Origin of the sequence: Bradyrhizobium australiense (genome assembly GCF_013114825.1) — a bacterium.
GTDB lineage: Bacteria > Pseudomonadota > Alphaproteobacteria > Rhizobiales > Xanthobacteraceae > Bradyrhizobium > Bradyrhizobium australiense.
Map to the genome: position 1 here is coordinate 656515 of NZ_JAAVLX010000003.1, position 19980 is coordinate 676494.

Annotated in this window: 13 protein-coding genes and 1 tRNA gene; 9 read left to right on the top strand and 5 right to left on the bottom strand. The window is 56.9% G+C overall.

The genetic code is table 11. The annotated features are described in order from the left end of the window. Nucleotides 1-157 precede the first annotated feature (157 nt). The 5 genes from HCN58_RS10200 to rpmH form a co-directional block, all read right to left on the bottom strand. Nucleotides 158-529, bottom strand: coding sequence for a DUF423 domain-containing protein (locus HCN58_RS10200; RefSeq protein WP_171579213.1), 372 nt, complete (start codon nt 527-529; stop codon nt 158-160). Next, nucleotides 529-1179, bottom strand: a complete 651-nt coding sequence (gene yihA, locus HCN58_RS10205) for a ribosome biogenesis GTP-binding protein YihA/YsxC (RefSeq protein WP_171579214.1) — start codon at nt 1177-1179, stop codon at nt 529-531. The genes HCN58_RS10200 and yihA overlap by 1 nt, the downstream gene beginning before the upstream one ends. Before the next feature lie 122 nt (nt 1180-1301). Then, nucleotides 1302-3179, bottom strand: a complete 1878-nt coding sequence (gene yidC, locus HCN58_RS10210) for a membrane protein insertase YidC (protein ID WP_171579215.1) — start codon at nt 3177-3179, stop codon at nt 1302-1304. A 20-nt stretch (nt 3180-3199) separates the two neighbouring features. Continuing rightward, nucleotides 3200-3544, bottom strand: a complete 345-nt coding sequence (rnpA, locus tag HCN58_RS10215) for a ribonuclease P protein component (protein ID WP_171579216.1) — start codon at nt 3542-3544, stop codon at nt 3200-3202. Nucleotides 3545-3571: 27 nt separating this feature from the next. Further along, on the bottom strand, nt 3572-3706 hold the full coding sequence (rpmH, locus tag HCN58_RS10220; protein ID WP_008542748.1) for a 50S ribosomal protein L34: 135 nt from the start codon (nt 3704-3706) through the stop codon (nt 3572-3574). Between the two features lie 418 nt (nt 3707-4124). On the opposite strand from rpmH, the gene HCN58_RS10225 reads away from it, so the two are divergent. The 9 genes from HCN58_RS10225 to HCN58_RS10265 all read left to right on the top strand — a co-directional run bounded on the left by HCN58_RS10225 (nt 4125) and on the right by HCN58_RS10265 (nt 19420). Beyond that, nucleotides 4125-5603 carry a sensor histidine kinase gene (locus tag HCN58_RS10225; protein WP_171579217.1) on the top strand — a complete coding sequence of 493 codons (1479 nt, stop codon included), beginning with the start codon at nt 4125-4127 and terminating at the stop codon, nt 5601-5603. A 285-nt stretch (nt 5604-5888) separates the two neighbouring features. Then, nucleotides 5889-5965 (top strand) — tRNA-Arg (locus HCN58_RS10230). A gap of 406 nt (nt 5966-6371) precedes the next feature. After that, the gene (locus HCN58_RS10235) at nt 6372-6932 is read left to right on the top strand and encodes a thermonuclease family protein (RefSeq protein ID WP_171579218.1); all 561 of its coding nucleotides are present in this window, start codon (nt 6372-6374) and stop codon (nt 6930-6932) included. Nucleotides 6933-8009: 1077 nt separating this feature from the next. Next, nucleotides 8010-12926, top strand: a complete 4917-nt coding sequence (locus HCN58_RS10240; RefSeq protein ID WP_171579219.1) for a glycosyltransferase family 4 protein — start codon at nt 8010-8012, stop codon at nt 12924-12926. Between the two features lie 101 nt (nt 12927-13027). Further along, the gene (locus HCN58_RS10245) at nt 13028-13549 is read left to right on the top strand and encodes a hypothetical protein (protein ID WP_171579220.1); all 522 of its coding nucleotides are present in this window, start codon (nt 13028-13030) and stop codon (nt 13547-13549) included. Between the two features lie 689 nt (nt 13550-14238). After that, nucleotides 14239-14946, top strand: a complete 708-nt coding sequence (locus HCN58_RS10250; RefSeq protein ID WP_171579221.1) for an Nmad3 family putative nucleotide modification protein — start codon at nt 14239-14241, stop codon at nt 14944-14946. Nucleotides 14947-14957: 11 nt separating this feature from the next. After that, nucleotides 14958-15617 (top strand): Nmad2 family putative nucleotide modification protein, encoded by a 660-nt coding sequence (locus HCN58_RS10255; RefSeq protein WP_171579222.1) that lies wholly within the window; start codon nt 14958-14960, stop codon nt 15615-15617. Nucleotides 15618-15773: 156 nt separating this feature from the next. Beyond that, nucleotides 15774-18341 carry an MrcB family domain-containing protein gene (locus HCN58_RS37045; RefSeq protein WP_512698830.1) on the top strand — a complete coding sequence of 856 codons (2568 nt, stop codon included), beginning with the start codon at nt 15774-15776 and terminating at the stop codon, nt 18339-18341. Next, nucleotides 18338-19420, top strand: coding sequence for a 5-methylcytosine restriction system specificity protein McrC (locus HCN58_RS10265; RefSeq protein WP_171579224.1), 1083 nt, complete (start codon nt 18338-18340; stop codon nt 19418-19420). The genes HCN58_RS37045 and HCN58_RS10265 overlap by 4 nt, the downstream gene beginning before the upstream one ends. The last annotated feature ends 560 nt before the right edge of the window (nt 19421-19980 follow it).

Sequence of the window (19980 nt, forward strand, 5' to 3'; positions counted from 1 at the left end):
CGGGCCGGGTTCTAACCGATTGGCGCGCAGGGCGCAAAGTGGGGAATTGCGGAGTCCGTCGTGCGTAGCCCGGATGGAGCGAAGCGAAATCCGGGGCCGTTCCGTCCATGGATGCAGCCTTTCCGGATTGCGCTTCGCTCCATCCGGGCTGCGGAATCTACCCCAGCCTCGGCCATGCCGCCGCGACGGCCAGCGCCAGCCAGCTTGCGATCAGCAGTGTCCCCCCGGTCGGCGCGGCCATCGGGAAGAGGCCGTGGTCGGCATAGTGCCGCAGTGTCAAATCGCCGGCGAACAGGACCGCTGCGAGAACAAAGCCGAAAGCGGCCGCGATGCCGATTTTTGCGTGAAGGATGCCGCGCTCGGCCAATGCGACGGCACTTAATACTGCGCTGGCGTGAAACAACAGCATCGACGACGCCGACACCAGCCGCGAGGCGTCAGCGCCATGGGCGGAGGCGGCCGCCAGCATGACGCCGTCGGCACCCATGATCGCAGCGAGGCCGATCAGGATGCGGCAGGCGCGGTTCATCAGCCGCGCTCTTTCAACAGGCGCACCATCGCGGCGCGCAATTCCGGCATGCCGGCACCGGAGCGCGAGGACGTCACCAATACATCCGGAAACGCCGCCGGATGCTTGGCGAGGGCTGCCGTTGTCTCGGTGATATTCTTCTGAAGCTCAGCGGCCTTCACCTGATCCGCTTTCGTCAGCACGACCTGATAGCTTACTGCTGATTTATCCAGCGTCTTCAGCACGTCCTGGTCGAGATCCTTGATGCCGTGGCGCGCGTCGATCAGCACATATACCCTCGCCAGCGTGGCACGTCCCTGCAGGAATTGGTGAATCAGCCTGGTCCACGACGCAACCTGGGTCTTGGGCGCCGAGGCGTAGCCATAGCCGGGCATGTCGACCAGCCGAAGCCCGGCATTGTCGGGGCCGTCGAAGAAGATCAGTTCCTGGGTGCGGCCCGGCGTGTGCGAGGTGCGCGCCAGCGCGTTGCGGCCGGTCAGCGCGTTGATGAGACTCGATTTGCCGACGTTGGAGCGTCCGGCAAATGCAACCTCCACACCTGCCATCGGCGGCAGCGTTTCGATCGAGGGCGATGCCCAGACGAACTTCCATTCGCCAGCGAAGAGTTTTCGGCCCTCTTCGATCAGCTTCGCATCGGTTTCGGCGGTCATGCGAAGGTTTCTCGGTTCTTCACGCCGTCATTGCGAGGGGCGGAGCGACGAAGCAATCCATCTTTCCCCGTGCAGAGGCATGGATTGCTTCGCTTCGCTCGCAATGACGAGGAGGGTGGCTATCACGTCTTCTCGGCGGCCTTCTTTGGCGCGAACGTCGCCTTGAGATTGTCGAACAGCTCCACCTTCACGCCGTTCTTGCGCATGATGTAGCTCTGCTGGATCACCGAGAGCAGGTTGTTCCAGGCCCAGTAGATCACCAGACCCGCGGGGAAGCCCGCCAGCATGAAGGTGAAAATCAGCGGCATCCAGTCGAAGATCATCTTCTGTGTCGGATCGGGCGGCGTCGGGTTCAGCTTCATCTGGAACCACATCGTGATGCCCATGATGATGGGCCAGACGCCGAGCGCGAGGTAGGCGCCGAGCAGCGGCACATGCGTCGGATCGAACGGCAACAGCCCGAACAGGTTGAAGATCGTGGTCGGGTCGGGCGCCGAAAGGTCCTTGATCCAGCCGTAGAACGGCGCGTGGCGCATTTCGATGGTGACGAACAGCACCTTGTAGAGCGAGAAGAATACCGGGATCTGCAACGCGACAGGAAGACAGCCCGCGATCGGGTTGATCTTCTCCTTGCGGTAGATCTCCATCATCTCCTGCTGCTGCTTCTGGCGGTCGTCGGGATAGCGCTCCTTCAGCGCGGCTAGTTGCGGCTGCACCGACTTCATCTTCGCCATCGAGGCATAGGACTTGTTGGCGAGCGGGTAGAACGCCAGCTTCACCAGCACCGTCACCAGCAGAATGGCGATGCCGAAATTGCCGAACAGGTGGAAGAAATAGTCGAGCGCCAGGAACATCGGCTTGGTGATGAAGTAGAACCAGCCCCAGTCGATCAACAGATCGAAATGGTTCAGCCCGAGCTGCTTGTTATAGCCGCCATGGCCGGCCAGCGGGAAATTGATGCCGACGACGCCGGCTTCCTTGGCTCCCGCAAACAGCCGCGCATTGGCGCTGCCGGTGCCGCCGATCGCAATGGTCTGCGGATCCTGCAGGTAATCGGTCTGATAGCGAACCTTGGGGCCCGGTTCTTCGGCGAGGAAGCGAGCCTTGAGGCGCGCTGACGTGTCGGGCAACAGCGCCGCGGCCCAATACTTGTCGGTAATCCCGAGCCAGCCGTTCGTCACATTAAATTCGAAGCCGCGCCCGCCATTGCCCAGAACGGGCGCCTCGGCGACGGCCTTGTAGCCGTGTTCCTGCAGGCCCTTCTCACCGAGATAGCCGATCAGGCCTTCGTGCAGGATGTAGTAGCCCGAGACCTCCGGTGTGCCGTGGCGAGAGATCAGGGCGAATGGATAGAGTGTGACCGGCGCACTGCCGACGTTGGTAACGTCGTCCTTGATGGTGAAGAGATAGCGATCGTCGACCGCAATGGTTCGGCGAAAGGTGAGGCCCTCGCCATTGTCGTATTTGAGCGTGATCGGGTGATCGGGCGTCAGGCTGCCGGAGCCCTCCTGCTGCCAGACTGTTTCGCGGTCGGGAAGCCGCGCTGCCGAGCCCGAGGCTGCGACCCAGCCGAACTCCGCGTAATAGGGGTGCGCGGTGTTCGAGGGCGAGAACAGCACGATCGCGGGCGATTTCGGATCGACGGTAGCGCGGAATTTCTCCAGCGACAGGTCGTCGATACGCGCGCCCTTCAGCGAGATGCTGCCGGAGACCCGCGGCGTCTCGATCTTGATGCGCGGATTGGCTGATATCGCGGTGTCGCGGCTGACGACCGGCTGGGCAGCGCCCGGCTGCTTGGCGGGTGTGCTGGCCGATGGCGTCGAGCCCGGCTGCGGGGCTGCGCCCGGGGTCGCCGGCGGCGACGACTTGTTGAGTTCAGCCTGGGTCTGGCTTTGCGCGCGCTGCCGCTCCATCTGCGGCATGTTGTAGAAATATTGCCAGGCGATCAGCACGAGGCCGGACAGAATGACGGCGAGGATGGTATTGCGGTTGTCGGTCATCGGGTTTGGGGTCTCGCCATTCAATTCGGATGTTTGGTCGGCTGCCGGTCGAGGCGATGCAGCGCCGAGTGGAGATCGTCGAGCATGGTTGCGAAGTCGCGGGTGAGCGCGGCGCGGCGGCCTACCAGCACATAATCATGGTGCGGCCGCATGGATATGACTTCCAGCCGCTTCACCAGTTCGCGAAGCCTGCGCCGGATGCGATTGCGCTCGGTAGCGGTACCGTTCTTTTTGGTAACGGTGAAACCGATCCGGATCGGGCCGTCATCGTCGCGGGCCCGGCCCTGCACCACAAAGGCAGCGCTGTTGGCCCGCGTGCCATTGGCAACGGCGAGAAAGTCCGCCCGCTGCCTCAGCCGATCCATGAATGAAATCTCCGGAACGGATCCGGCTCAGGCGCTCAGACGCTTGCGGCCGCGCGCGCGGCGGGCGGCGAGAACCTTGCGGCCGCCGGCGGTGGCGAGGCGGGCGCGGAAGCCGTGACGGCGCTTGCGCACCAGTTTGCTGGGTTGATAAGTCCGCTTCACGGGTAGTTCTCCGCTGACCGGGCAATTTGCCTGTTGGATTGAGGTTCGTCCGGTGATGCGGGCTGACCCAAAACGGGCCATTTACGGCCCCAATGAGCCGCCCCCGGGGTGAAACCGGGCCATCGCGGACAATTGGCGCGGCTTATACGGGAGCGACCTGTTTTCGTCAATGTCGGGGGTTGCCGCAGCAGCCGTTCTTTGAAACGTCGCAATTGGGGCGAATATATCTGTTTTCGCGGGGTTTTCAGGGGCGAGAAGGCGGCGCGCCCGGACCCTCGGAACCACGGGACATTAGCGATCGGTAATTTGACCGGTCCGGGACCGAACCGCATCCTTTGGAATCACTGTATGGGTCAGGACCAGCGCCGGTCCTGCGTCCGGCGGGGCTCCAAACACAGAGATATCAAGGCGGATATTCGTGTCAGCGACCGACAACCAGCCGACCCCTCAAGCACCGCGGCCCCGGGCCCAGCGGCGCCTCGGCCTGTCCGGCAAGCTGCTGCTGCTGACGATCCCGCTGGTGATGATCGCGCTCTTGATGATCTACGTGCCGTCGATCGCGAATTTCTGGACCAACCGGCTGAACGACCGCCTCGCGGCGGCCAATACCGCTGCGCTGGTGCTGGATGCGGCTCCGTTGGGAATGGTCCCGGATTCGCTGGCGCGGCAGATCCTGACCAGCGTCGGCGCGCGCGCGGTTGCCATCAAGATGGGACAGCAGCGCCGGCTGCTCGCCAGCGCCGATCTGCCGGCGGCGATCGACCGCGATATCGACCTGCGGACCCTGACGGTGTGGTCCGCGATCGTGGAATCTTTCGAGACGATGCTGGACACTGGCAACCAGACCATCCGCGTGGTGGGACCCGCGCCCGGCGGCGCGCAATTCATCGAGGTCGTGGTCGACGAAAAGCCGTTGCGCCTGGCGATGTACCGGTTCTCCCGCAACCTGCTGGTGGTCTCGCTGGGGATTGCGATGCTTGCCGCGGGGCTGGTTTACCTCGCGCTACATTATCTGTTTGTCCGCCCGATGCGGCGGCTGACCGCCAATCTCGTCGGTTTCCACGAGAATCCCGAAAGCGCGGCGCGCATTATCGTGCCGAGCCAGCGCGGTGACGAGATCGGCGTCGCCGAGCGCGAACTATCCGACATGCAGCGCGACCTCGTCTCGATGCTCTCCCAGAAGAGCCGGCTCGCCGCGCTCGGGCTTGCGGTGTCGAAGATCAACCATGATCTGCGCAATCTTCTGGCGTCCTCGCAATTGCTGTCGGATCAATTGGCCAGCGTGCCCGATCCACGGGTGCAGCGCTTTGCGCCGAAACTGATGCGCTCGCTGGAGCGCGCCATCGACTTCTGCCAGTCGACGCTGTCCTATGGCCGCGCCCAGGAAGCCGAGCCCGACCGCCGCATGATCCAGGTCGAACCCGTGGTGACCGAGGTGCGCGAATCCGCCGGACTCGCCGCCGATGCCTCGATCACCTGGATCAACGCCATCGAGCGCGGGCTCTCCATTGACGCCGACCCCGACCAGCTGTTTCGCGTGCTGCTCAACCTGGTGCGTAACGCGGTGCAGGCGCTCGACAGCCGACCCAAGGGCGATGCTGCGACCTTGCAGATCCGGATCACCGGCCGCCGCGAAGGCTCGGTCGCGATCATCGAGGTTTCCGACACCGGTCCGGGCGTGCCGGCAAAGGCGCGCGAGCACCTGTTCGAGGCGTTCCAGACCTCCGGCCGCCCCGGCGGCAGCGGGCTGGGCCTGGCGATCGCCGCCGAGCTGGTCCGCGCCCATGGCGGCGATATCCACCTGGTCGAAGGCACCATTGGCGCCACCTTCCGCGTCTCGATTCCCGACCGCCCGGTGGAACTGCAGAGCGTCCGCAACGAGCGGGCGCGGGCATAAGGTGCTTGCAAATCTGCACTTTTCGTCATTCCGGGGCGATGCATCGAACCCGGAATCCAGAAGTGAGGCGCGAGATTCTCCGATGTGCAGGGCACATCTGAGGTTCGCGCTAACGCGCGCCCCGGAACGACTGCATTTACCACCGCTTTATTAGCCCCCCGATCGCATTTCCCCACCTTGCAAAGCGAAGCCGGAGCGGGTAGCTAAAGCGCTCTTTCGCGACCGTCCGAAGCCTTTGTCGGACGCGCATCCGGGCCCCTTAAAGGCCAAATGCCAAGCGAAAACGCGCCCGTAGCTCAGCTGGATAGAGCACCAGACTACGAATCTGGGGGTCAGGAGTTCGAATCTCTTCGGGCGCGCCAACACTTAGCCACTACTTACCGTGCAAAAGGCTATGGCGTTTTACGGTATTTGCAAGGAAGCTTTCACACCTGGCGCCATCTCCATGGGGCGAAGTTAATCCGTCTGCCTTCCAATTGAGCTCGGGGTAGCCAGAAGCCGTCGACATCTCGCCGCTTGGACCGCCGGTCGTAATCATGGGGCAACGAAGTTCGAGTCCGGTTTCCCCTACTGATGGCTTACCCGGCTTCGGCCCCGATCAAATCTTGCAAGGTGGGCCGTCCGGACGGGCTCGCCGTTATCGAACTGATCCCCCGCCATCGTCGCGGCAAACCCACGAAGTTTGCGCTCAGACTCATCAGGTCTTAAACCCTCGGGTTGCATCATCGGCTTGCCTGACCACATCCGCACATCACCAGATGGGCCCCGATGATCATTGGCTACAAAAAGAAACCGGCTAGCTCTCTCTACTTTTCGGGCCTGATCGCCGTTTGCGCTTTTATCGGCTTCGCGGCCTTTCAAGTCTCGTTGAAGCTTTCCGGCGAACGGAGGGTGTCAATCCCAACCAAATCAGTCGTCCAGGCAGCTACTTCGATGTCGGTGCATGTTATCGATGGTGATACCATCAGCTTGAACGACGGGCGGGCAAACGTCCGTTTAGTGGGTTTCAATGCACCTGAGACGGGGCACCGAGCGCGCTGCGAAGCAGAACGCCGAAAGGGCGAGGCTGCAAAACGGCGACTTACCAAACTCGTCAGCGGCGGCCGTTCGGAGTTGCAACAGGTTGCATGTTCGTGTGCACCTGGAACAGAAGGCACGGAAGCGTGCAACTTCGGCCGCCGCTGCGGTACCCTATGGGTAAACGGCGTGGACGCCGGGTCAACGCTGATCGACGAGGGATTGGCGGTTCGATTTGTTTGCGGCGCAACCAGCTGTCCGTCGCTGCCTCGCCCTTGGTGCTTACCGGAGAGGGCGGGGCGCTTCCATTGAACGCCGGCCTCAAGCGCTTGAGGCGCTATCCGGCGTGACCGCGCACGTAGAGCGCAGCACGCGTGAGGACCGAAGCTCGCGCAGAGTTCTGTAGCTAACCATTCACGGAGGAAGCGCGCGATGATCCACCTTAGTGCAGTTACCGTCGCGTTGCCCGTCAGGCTCATAACCTGAAGGTCGCAAGTTCAAATCTTGCCCCCGCAACCAAACAACGCCGTGAGGTCAAAGACCTGACGGCTTTTCTTTTTCTTTTAGGCCTCTCATCATTGCTCAAGTCAACACTGTGTCAACAAATGTCGCTGGGCGCGATGTTGGCGTATGGCAGCTTATTGACAGCGAAGCGCCGATGATGAGTTCGGCAAGAGTTTGAGCGCGAGCGGCAGCACCAATTCATAAGCTCGTACTGCGAGTTCGAATCTTGCTCGCTCCGCCAGCCAAATTTGGGCGCCGTACTGTCCAGCCCGCGACCCCCCCCGATCCGCGCGGATTTTGCTGATCTTTTCGTGCCGGAGAATCTGGCGAGCGTCTTCAGTTGCTCTCGATAGGCCTGGAGAATGCATTTTCGACCTTCGTACCAGCTCAGGGAGTACGATTCCCTGTTTTCCGGGGATGAAGCGGCTTTGGATGGGGCCATTTTCAAATCCATCTCCCCCAAGCGATAAAATCTTAGACCAATTGGGGAGTCCGAAATTCGGGAATCTGCCGCCTCGACGTATGTGTACCGGGGCCGAGCAGCGACTGTTTCGATATTTGCCGAGATCTGGACGGGGGCCACTGCGATCCCGATCCGCCTTGCAGGTCGTCGGGATACCGGCCTGAAACAGGGTACCTGATTTACGAGAACGCCAACGATTTGGAGTTACAGCAAGCGAGCGCTTTCAAAATATTTCGAAAGCCAAAGCATTTTTGCCGCTCAGAACCACAATACGGATAGTTGCAGCGATTGAAAATTCTGAAAGCGGCTACTGAACCGGTGTGGTCGGCGTCCATTTTTGCGATGGTGGGCCAAAATTATCGTTGGAATAGCAGCTGATACATCATATTGGTTTGTCATCCGAAGGTTGTTGCGGGGACATGATGAAGACGAGGCACTTTCATCTTTGGCAGCGATGCTGGAAGCGGATTGGAGCGAAGTCCGAAGAACTTTCAAGTGATATCCCCGAAGGCGTTTTCCTTTCTGCCCTGCGCGATGTGCCGTGCCTAGTACTTCTGGGCGCTCCGGGGCTTGGCAAAACGAGTGAGATACACCTAGAGGCTCAAAGCAGCATCGCTAGGGGCGAAGCAGCCGACATAATCTCCTTGGGCCGACTTACGAGCATCGCGGAGCTTGAATCTCTCGTGATCTCCAAAGTTAAGCGCTTGGAGCTGCAAGGCAGGATTTGGAATCTCTTCCTTGACGGGTTGGATGAGTCGTTATCGCAAATTACTCAGTCGCACGATGCGCTTTCGTCGATCTTTCGCAAAGTATCTATCCATAAGGAGCTTGGCGAAGTGAAACTAAGGCTAACCTGCCGTTCGGCGGAGTGGCCTTCACTGCTAGAAGCGTCCTTGAAAGACATCTGGGGAGAGGTCGGCACGCAGACGTACGAGCTTCAAGAATTGAGTGAAGCCGACATCAAGGTTGCAGCATCTGAGTTGCCGCCGGAACGTACACAAGCATTTCTATCTCAGATCGAGCGGAGAGAGGTAGAGGCACTCGCAAAGCGTCCAGTCACGCTGAATATGTTGCTGGATGTCTTCGAGCAACATTCCGAATTGCCTGTAAAGCGTGCCCAACTCTATCGCGAAGCCCTGCTTTCATCCATCGATGCTTCCAACAAGAACAGAAGGGACGTTCGGCTAGACGCTCGCTCCCAGTTGATGGTCGCGGCCAGGATTGCCGCAGCCTCAATCTTTTCAAACAGCACCGAAATCGCAATCGACGTGCGATCCGTTCAGGAAGCTGGACGCATTGTCGCCATTTCAGAGATATCGGGTGGGTATGAACCAGCCGATAGCGGGAGCTTTCCGGTCGAGGAAGTTGAACTCCAGCAAGCTCTATTAACGCCCCTCTTCGCGCCGGTCGGAGAAACTCTCTTCGTTTGGAGCCATCAAACTTTCGCAGAGTTTCTTGCGGCATACTATTTGATTGAGCGAAAGCTCACCCCTCAAAGTATACTCGATTTTCTCCGCTCGGCGGAAGGCGATCGAATACCGCCGCAACTATCGGAAGTTTCCGCTTGGCTTGCCAGCATGGACGGAGCGCTCTTCAATGCGCTCACAGAATCTAACCCTGAGATACTTCTTAGTAGTGACGTAGCTTCAGCTTCGCCTGAGGCGCGAGAATCGTTGGTGCGTGGGCTCTTGGAGCGCTTTGACCGCGCAGAACTACATGATTTCAATTTGCTTGACCGATTGAGGTATGATCGGCTGGGGCACCCTCGGTTAGCTGAACAACTTCTCCCCTATATCGTCGGCCGAGGAAAAGACATTGTCGCTCGTCGAGCGGCTATCGACATCGCGGAGGCTAACGGTGGGCTTGGCATTTCGCACACGTTAGCAAGCATAGCGCTCGATCCGACTGAAAATCTTCACATCAGAACTCAGGCTGCCGCTGCTGTAGAAAAAGTCGGGGACGATGCATCCCGCCTACGATTGCGTGAGCTAATTCACGGTAGCCCCGCCGACGAAAATGATGAGCTAAAGGGATGGGCGCTGAAGGCGCTGTGGCCGAAACATCTGTCAGTTAAGGAGCTTGTTGCTTCCTTAACGCCTGAAAAAAACAGTAGCTGGATTGGTTCGTACGCTTCCTTCGTCTCAACACTTGAGCTTCCGGAGTTGAACGATGCCGATGCGCAAGAGGTCTTAGGTTGGATTGCAGTCGTCGCCTCTTACGAGGAGCGGGATTATACATTTGACCGGGCAATCCCGAGGATTTTGAACCGCGTCTGGGATTCTATTGACCGTCCAGCGGTACTCAGTTCGGTGGCGGAGCTATTCCTAGGTCTATTTTCAAGCGCCAAATACACGATTCTACAAAGGTCCGCAGACGACATTTTGTCTCGGATTTCTCGTGAGAGTGGAAGGCGATTGTCTCTTGTTCAAGAGATAGTCAAGCGCAGCACGTCGGAAAGCTGGTCATGGCTCGCATATGCATTTCCCTTTCCGCTGCTCACCCTGGACGATTTGCCGTGGCTGCTAGAACGTATTCGCTCGCCCAGTGAGCAGTTTCCTGAGGCGGCGGCTGCGCAGTTGATTCTTGCGGTCATGCCGAAGGATTCCATAGAAGAGTACGGCGCTGTTTGGGCCGCGGCAGAGGATTCCGAAGTACTTTCCAGCGGACTGCAATCTCTATTCAGCTGTCAAATCGACTCACCCACGTCCAATTGGCAGCGCGACGACTATAAGCGACGGCAGTCTGAGCAAGCGGACGTGAAGAAGAAGCGCTTCGATGCCTTGCAGGCGCTCGAGAACCGATTGCGAACGGTCGAAGCTGAAAATAGCTTTGGCTGGTGGGAGCTGAACTTAGCGTTTCTTGCGAATGAGCAAGGGATTCTCGAGGGAGAGTTCAAGTCGGACCTAACCGAGACGCCTCTCTGGGCAAATATTACGGATTTTCTCAGGGATCGTCTTTTCATAACAGCAGTCCGATATCTAACTGAGAATAAGCTCGTGAGTTCGTCTTGGGTAGGTACGAACACTTTTCATCGTCCGGCTGCGGCGGGTTACCGAGCATTGCGACTGTTGTTGAAACTCGACCGCGCTGCCTTTTTGGGGTTGACCGCAGCTGCTTGGCGAGATTGGTGTGCCAGCATTTTCGTATCATTCAACGAAGATTCCGAAGGAATAGAAGCGCGCAATATCATCGTGCGCAGGGCGTATGAGCTTGCGCCGGATCGTGTGCAGCGACTGTTGGTCAGGCTGTTTCGTAAGGGTTCTGAATTTGATGCAAGGAATGCGGTTCGGCTACTCGACCAGAGTTACGACGAAAGATTGGGAGCTTTCCTTTGGGCGATGTTTAGAAGGCTTGCTCCGGGCAAGGTCCGAGCAATCATTATCGGATGCTTAGCGAGGCAGTCGTACGCACCGGTCGTGAGCCAGCTGTTGCACGACTTAGATCGCAACTCGACTCTACCCAATGATGTGTACTCTATTGAGGAGTTTGTAGCGGGGGCATCGAGTGTCCTGCAGAGCGACCCCGCGACCGTGTGGCCGGTCTTTTCCCGGTACAAAGATAGGAACACGGAGTTAGCTCTACAGATAGTAAGATCGTTTGATTACGAGTCATCGTTCACTTCGAAGATGAGCGAGATGGACCTCGCTGATTTCTTCATCTGGACCTACAGAGAAATTCCACCCCCTTCGGACAAAGAGAGAGGTGGGGCAAGATGGGTCGGGCCGGACGAGGAAATAGATCAGCTACGGCATGGCGTCCTTCGTCGCTTAACAACTCTTGGCACGCCTCTCGCAGTTGCATCTGCTTTACGAATTGCTACCGAAGTTGCTGAAGCCCCTTGGCTGAAGTATCACGTTCTGGACGCCAGAAGAGCGCTTGATGCCACCACGTGGAGGCTCAGGGAGCCCTCTGAGGTGGTAGCGACGATTGCACTGCAAGGGTCCATAGAGCCGCCGCGAAGCACAAAGACGGTACTGGAGAGCAATGCTGCGGCTGGCTTGGATGCGCTTCAAGGTGTGGAGGAGGTTCTACAAGCGTTACCGTCAGAACGGATCGAAGCGGCGATCCAAGATTTCAGAGAACCATCCCGCATCAATCGACGAACAATTCTATCTGTAGCCACCGAATGGCGCTCTGGTCATGGCGGCGTGTCAACCCTAAACAGGGAACTTTGCATTGCGCTCGCCCGATTGGGACACGAGGTCACTTGCATCGTTTTGAATGCCGCCGCACACGAAATAAGCCAAGCAAGGGCCGCAGGCGTGCAAATTGTAACGCCTCGCCCGGACCCCTTCATAGCTGCTGACGATATCATCGCACGGCTTCTACTGTTTTCGAAACGAGGATTGGACGAATATGCGCCTGAGCTGGTGATAGGTCATGACCATATCACGGGCTCGGCGGCGCGACACATTGCTCAAGATGTTTACGGCGTCCCTTACATACATTTCGTTCACACGTTACCTGAGGAAATCGAGCGCCATAAGACGCGAGGATCGCAGTCGGTTCTTAAAGGAGCAATGAAAGCGCAGGTACAGATCGAGCAATGCAAGTCCGCGAACATGGTCGTTGCAATAGGCCCTAGGATCTTTCGTCAAATCAGCGGTCGTTTGAGCCGCGCGGATGTACCCGTTGTCCAAATGTGGCCGGGGCTTAATCCGGCATTAGTCAATCATGTAGTTGATGTTTCCAGTCCAAGAGGAGCCGATTGTCTGCTCATTGCGCGGTTCGAAGATCCGGTTCTAAAAGGCGCGCCAATCGCGTGTCACGCGATCAGCAAGATAAATTCGAATTGGCGCGGTGATCCTTGGACGCGTCCAAAGTTGATTATGCGCGGTTTCACTTTTGAAGGAGTAGACGATGAGATACGAGCAATCGACGGATATAAGGCCGCAGAACCGTACGTGACTTGTCGGCCTTATACGCAAATTGAAGACGAGATTGCGGAGGATATCTGTGGAGCTTCCGTTATTCTAATGCCGTCTGCTTCAGAGGGATTTGGTCTGTCGGCCTTGGAAGCAATCGCGGCAGGAATTCCTGCTCTGATCAGTGCAGAAAGCGGGTTAGCCCAACTGTTGATACAAGAAAAGTTAAGTCCAGCTGTCGCCAGCATCGCAAGGGAATGGGTGGTTGATGTCACTGGCAAGGACACTGACGTTATAACCGCCGATTGGGCTTTGCGAATAGAGCGGATTGTTGCGAATCCGGAGGCAGCATTTGATCAGGCCAGAAGGCTAAAGGCTGATCTATCTTCCGTCTTAAGCTGGGAAAACACCGCTCGAAGGTTTTCGATGCAAATCGAAGAATGTTTGTTTAAGAGCGCCGCGAAGGCAATCTGATCTTCAGTTGTTTTGTTCGAATCGGAAAGGGTGATGCAGAGCCTTAATATCGATCATAGCGTTGTCACGCACCCGCCGTCATGGCCTCCGGGAGCGGCAAGGTGCAGCTGGTCCTGTCATTGTGGAATCTGTTCGAAATCGGATCGGCAGAAGACAAAGCACAGCAGGTGCAGCGCTTAGGGTTTTTAGAGAAGTTCAACCCGCTTTGGATCGAGCGGGTTGAGATTGGGCGGCAAGAGGTCCGTGCGTTTATTTGGAAGAAAGCGCTGCGTATAGCACCGGAGCCGATTCAGGTATTCAACCGATACCTGTCTCAGGTCGATTCATATCTCTCCGGAACTGGAACAAGAATTGGCCTTACACCGCGCCAGTGGATCGACGGTGTCGATTTTGAAAGATTCAAGAGACCCAAAGAACTTGCTCCGACCGCTCTGCGTCAGCTTCAAACTTACGGCGCAAAGAAAATGGCCTTGCGTCAAGACGAAATGTTCCAGAAGTGGATATCGGGCTTGCTTCCAAAGACCGATCCGGAAGGCCGCGCTTTTTCGAGAACGGAATTGGCAGAACTATCGGCGTTCTGCGAAGGAAATAGGCGGCATTCTATGCGGCTTGTCCAGCTATGACCGTGGAAGATGCTTTGAGCGCGAACTAGCAGTGCTACTCGAAACGATGCGGCGGCGCTGGCGCGGGTACTGCAGGTTTTGGAACGTCGGAGATTTTTTCTGCGGGATTCAATCACTTCTGCGTCCGACTCCCACTGGAATCCCATTTCTTGCGAGCGGTTGCCGCCTTTCATCCCAGCCCGGCTACTCCGCAAGCAGCGTGGTTCGGAGTTCCTCCGCGTTCCGATGGAGCGCCGCCAACGTCATTTTCGGTAGCTCTCTGCGGACCTGTTCAGAAAAAAGAAGGGCGCGATCGGCATCACTTCGATTGCGCCTTAGCGTCCGACGAAGGAACCGCGGGTTCCATAACGTTCGATTGGCGGCTTTGAACGTCGGCCAGCTGGCTGAAAGCGGCGGCAGAGAGGCGACGCTCACCGACGGAACAGGTCCGACCTTCCTCTCGGGATAGGAGAGGAAAACGCCCTAAAGACAAGCCAAGCGACCGACGGACGTCTTCATTTTCAAGCCTACGACCACCCCCGTCGACAGGGATAAGCATCGGGATCAGCGGGACAATTAATCCTGTCTTAATGCGGCACGAGCGTCTTTAGATATAACGACGAGACGTTCTTCGTGTTCGTTGGCTATGCTTTTCATCGAGGAATCTATTCGTCCCACTAAAGAGATCTGTCCCCATTGAGGAGGTCAATTTGAATGCCTTGCTCTGCCGCGTCGGCGCGGATCAAACGGTCGCGGGCGGGTCTTGGAACGGGCTCGTTAACAGCGAGTCGGGCGAGTTTGTGTACGTCGCAATCCCGGAGTCGCGTCAAACTCACCCCGGAATGGAAATTCCGTACAGCTCATTGCAACCGTTTGTAGAAAAATTCGGCTGCAGCCTACCGGTACATTTGCACAGTAGACACATGCACCTGGATCCCGACTTCGATCACCTAACCTATGGTGACCGAGGCGAGCGAGCGAAACAGATCAAATCCTTTCTCTCGCGCGGTGACCTACTAGTCTTCTATTCGGGCCTGCGTGATGCCCATGCAGCACAGCTTGTTTACGCGATCATAGGCGTTTTTGTCGTCCAGGACATTAAGCCAGCTATCGATGTGCCGCCGTTTTTGCGCAACATCAATGCACATTCGCGCCGCGTCTTGGATGCTTCTGCTCAAGACGTTGTCGTTGTCGCGAAGCCGGGTGTTTCAGGTAGGCTGAAGCAGTGCTTGCCAATAGGAGAATGGCGAGATCGCGCATATCGCGTTCGTAACGACGTTTTGTCGGATTGGGGTGGATTGTCAGTAAAGGACGGTTATCTGCAGCGCAGCGCGCGACTGCCCAGATTTCGCGATCCGGCGCGCTTCTTAAAATGGCTCGACGCTCGGAAACCGATTTTGCTTCAGAGCAATAACTGAGAATACTCTCGATGCGAATGTTCCTTTATAAGCTGACGGTCGATGCTGGTGTAGCGCCTTGCGTTAGAAGAGGTCTACTCTCTCTCGCGATCTGCAAGCCTTCGATCCGAACAAGCGCCGAAGTCGACGACGTGATTTTTGGTTTTGCTGCAAATTCTCTCAATCCGCTCAATTCATTGATCTATATTGCCCGGGTCACGCAGAAATTGTTCGATGGCGAATACTATAGAGCGAAAAAGTATGCTGCGCGGGCTGATTGCATTTACGAGTACAAGGAAATTGGTCGGCACTTTCATCTTCGTGATGGCGTTACATTCCATACCAGCAAACGTGACTTGCTACGCGATCTCGGTAGGGCGCCCGGCTACTCTCGCGCAGAAGTGCTCCTGAGTGCGGACTTTCGCTATTTCGGGAGCAGAGGCACAGACGAGTACAAATTCCTGTTCCCTGAAATCGGACGCGCGATTGACTTTATCGGGCGAGGCCATCGCGTAAATCACACGGCAGGGCTCCGCGACCAACTTCTCGATATGAAAGACTGGGTTTGGCATTCTAGCAGCCACAAGACTGCGGCAGGTACTAAGTCATCAAAGCGCCAGACTTGTTATCAGCTATCAGCCGTCAGGCTGCCGCATCATCTAATCGAGGTGGCTTCTGAGCCTTCGGACTGACGGCCGAGGTTTGATTGATGGCCCGGTGCTGAACATCCTATTCCGCGAAGGCACGGACCGATTGAGGCACAATCCAAGCTAATTGAGCATCATGATCTTGATCGGGACGCTTGGTTTGGTGGAGAGTGATCGTAGAAACTGATTTGGGGGCAACTCGTGTCGCTGTCCGCACTAACCGAAAGGTCCGCTGTACTCAGCGCCATCGCTGAGTACGATGAACTTGGCCGTGAGGCGTTTCTCGCTCGTTATGGCTACGGCCCCACTCGAACATACTATTTGGAGCACGAGGGAAGGGAGTATGACAGCAAAGCCATTGTGGGAGTCGCTGTTGGTAAGCAGTTCCCAACAGAAGGTCCGCTCCGGTCTGATCAATTCAGTGGGGGCGACGCTACGGTGCGAACCAAGCTCGAGAGCTTGGGATTCAAAGTAAGAGGTCCCTCCGAGCTTCAACGCATTCAAATCCAATCTGGGGATGTCGAACTTCTGCGGTCGAGTCGTGATCGCGCCAGATACGCCGACCTGTCTTCAGAAGAGCGAGCTGCTTACGAGAGGGTACATGCTGCGTTGGGCCGGCTGGGGCGCGCGGTCCAGGAGGAGCTAGGAAGTGCCGATTATGACGTACGTCTCACCTCCGGGTTTCACCTGAAGAGCGGTGTTCGAGGCGCGAATCCCAAGGACCTTTGGTTTGGCGTTTATCGTCGAGAGAACGCTGCGGAGTTTTTGGGCAATCCTCAGCTATTCGCAATTGTATCCGGCAAAGGCGTTGAGCTAGGTTTCTACGTGTCAACGCATCCATCGGATTTCTCTGATGCAAAGCTTAAAGCTAGGCTTCGGGCAGCAGCACCTGCGATTTATCGGCAATTGCCGGATCCCGGCAGTGCAGCCGCGGTTGAACTCGAACGCTCGCTCGGCAACCAGTGGGATTTCCGGCGCAAGTCTCGGCTGGAACCAGGTCGACGTGAGTTCGACGATTTTTCAGCATGGCTCCGCTACTTCAAATCTCCTGCAGGCGCTCAGGAAGGTGGAGGGGGAATAACGCGGTGGTTCGTTGGAGAGGAGCTTGACGCAGCGGACCTCTCAGCTGTCGTGCGTGGCATGGCACACACCTTCCGGCCACTCATATCTTCCATACGAGCGGAGCCTGGTCGCCAGCCTATTCTGGAGCGCGGCGAGTCGGCTACGGTGGGACGGTCCTTCGCATCACTATTCGGCGAGATGGTCCAAAAGCTCGATGTCGCTCGACAGCAGCCCTTTTCCCAGGTCCCTGATCTCTGGAATCTTATGGAGGAAATCCAAACTAGATTAGATAATTTGGCCAGTGTTGCGAAACGTCCGCACGTCACCACACAGTGGAGTCTTGGGAAGGGCATATGGGCTAGCGTACCCTGGATCGCCCTTCTACATCGAGAGGTGACGACCAGTACACAGTCCGGAATCTATGTTGCACTTCTCGTATCTGAAGACCTCTCCATCATCTATGCAACCCTCATGCAGGGTATGACCTCCCTTGCCAATGAACTCGGTCGAAGCGCCGCCGTTCGGACGTTAAGCGAACGATCTGAAGGTTATCAAGCCCAGATCGGCTGGGTGACAGAAAGTGGCCTCAAGCTTGGCAGCGATATCGATCTAAAGTCGGATAAGTGGAGAGTTCGACAGTACAAGGCCGGCACTATAGCGAACGCGCGTTTTGATGTCCGCGACTTTCCGTCTGACGAGCAGTTCGAACACGCTCTGGAAGTGCTCTTGAAAGCGTATGATCAGATCGTCGGTACCCAGCTAGGATCTGCCGCGCAAGATCTCACGTCACCACCGGATCCGGCCCCGCTTCCCATTGAGGAGGAGGTCTATTCAATCCACGACGCCATGTCAGGCCTGTTTATGTCGCAAGAAGAGGTTGAGAGGATCCTTGCGGTCTGGCGATCCAAGAAAAATATCATTCTCCAAGGAGCTCCCGGTGTCGGGAAGTCCTTTGTTGCCAAGCGACTCGCGTTTGCTTTGATGGGGCACAACGCTCCAAGCCGAATAGAAGCTGTGCAGTTTCACCAGGCCTATGCTTATGAGGATTTCGTCCAAGGCTATCGGCCGACTACCGCGGGAGGCTTTGAAATCAGAGACGGCGTCTTCGTGCGGTTTTGCCAGGCAGCAATCGCCGATCCCAGTCGCGACTACGTACTCATCATCGATGAGATTAATCGTGGCAACCTCTCGAAAATTTTCGGAGAGTTGATGCTCCTGATCGAACAGGACAAGAGGGATTTGAGGTGGGCAACTCGGCTGACTTATGCCCGGCCCAACGACAAGAAATTCTATGTACCGGATAACCTCTTCATCATCGGCATGATGAACACGGCGGACCGATCCCTCTCCATGGTTGACTATGCGCTGCGTCGCCGATTTGCGTTCGTAACACTTGCGCCGCAGTTCTCATCACCGCGATTCAGAGAACATTTGTTAGCTATGGAGATTCCGGAGGCCGTTTTAATTCGTATTACGTCGCGGATGATTGAGTTGAACGAAGCGATTGCTAGCGACACCATCAATCTTGGACCTGGATTTCAAATTGGACATAGCTTCTTTGTACCTTACGACGAGAGCTCCTACTCCCAAGAGTGGTACGAACGCATCGTTGAAACCGAGATACGTCCTCTGCTCGAGGAGTATTGGTTTGATGAGCCCAAGAGAGCGGCCGATTGGCGAGAACGTCTGCTCAAGGCTGAGCCGTGACAATCCCCATTCGTAATATCTATTACCTTTTTTGCTACGCTTGGGAACGATTTCCGGAGGGTGGATCTACAGAAGCCGGGGTCGATGATTGCCCGGATCTTCCGAATCTTTTTGCTCGGGTATTAATCAATGGAGCTCGTCGCCTGCTCCGGAGAGGCCTAGACAGAGGTTATATCAGCTTCGAGGAAGAACTCAGATCGCCCCGAGGACGCCTCCTCATTGATCGGACAATCAAAGAGCAAACGCTTCAAAGAGGCGCAATCTCCTGCCAGGTCGATGAACTTAGTCAGGATGTCCTACACAACCAGATCATCAAGTCGACAGCTGTCGTATTGGCTAACCATCGTCTGATCGCACCTTCACTTGCGCACGAGCTGCGTTTGATTTGCGGGAGAATGGGAGCGGTTTCAGTGCTTAGGTTGAGGCCTGGCCTTTTCCGGAACGTCCAACTGTCGCGCAACAACGCTCAATATTCTGCGCTCATGAGACTTTGCGAGTTTGTTTGCCGCGCGATGCTGCCGGATGAGGTTGGTTCCGGCAGTCGCTTTTTCGATATCTTGCGTGATGAGGAGCGGATGTCGCGCGTATTTGAGGATTTCCTGAGGAATTTCTATTTCTATGAACAGAGCGCTTTCACGGTGCGCCGCGAGGACATGCGATGGCGGTTCGACTCGGGCCCAGGCGGCGATCCGACCCTAATGCCTATTATGCGCACCGACATAGTATTGCGATCTCCGCGCAGTACTGTGGTCATGGACGCGAAGTTCTACGCTGATCCGTTCCCGCGATCATCTGGGACACCGAAGATCAGATCTAGTCATCTATATCAGCTCTTCGCCTACATGAAGCATGCGTCAGATAGAGCCCCGCGCCTGCCTGTTCGCGGTGCTCTCGTATATGCCTCGCCAGGTGACGGATGTTTGCACAGGTATCGCCTGGACGGACACGAGATAGCTGTGGCCGCAATCGACTTAAGAAGGCCTTGGATGCAGGTGCATTCTGCGCTGATCGGTTTGCTTGAGGGTTTGGGTACCAAAATGCTTCCACATCACGATGGGGTTGAGCAAGCTTCGAATTAAAATGGGTGCTCATGGCCCTTAAGCGGGCGGAGTGGCTGCTTCTCAACGGTCCACAGCTGGCCGATTCTGTTGCAACAGTCAGTTGAGACAGATCGCGAAGCGCCGTGTGAGTTCTTGAGTCGGAGCTTGACCCTGCGCAGGTTGAGCTCCGAAGATCTGCTGCTTGAGGAGGGTGAACCGGAGCAAGGCCGGGCGAAGCCGCTCAGCAGGCCCCGGAGACCGCTATCATAAGAGGGTAAGCGGAGACGTTCGGCATAATCAACGACTGACACTCATGTAAGCAGCATTTCCACAACTGGAAGCTGTGGTGGATGGGTCGGCTCGTTGCTACCCTCGCCATGGCCGATGAGGTGATCGAATAAGCCGAGTGAATCTATGTCCCATGGCTCCGCAATTGGCCCCGTTTGAGACTTCGCCATGGGCATGGACCATGTCCGTTCGCCGGGGTGACCATAGTCACCACTGAGGCCTGAACCTGACCTCGCACCCGTAACCACAGGCAAACGACCACAGGTGAACGCGAACATCCGTGCTCCTGGCCTCCTTTCAGGCAGCTCGAT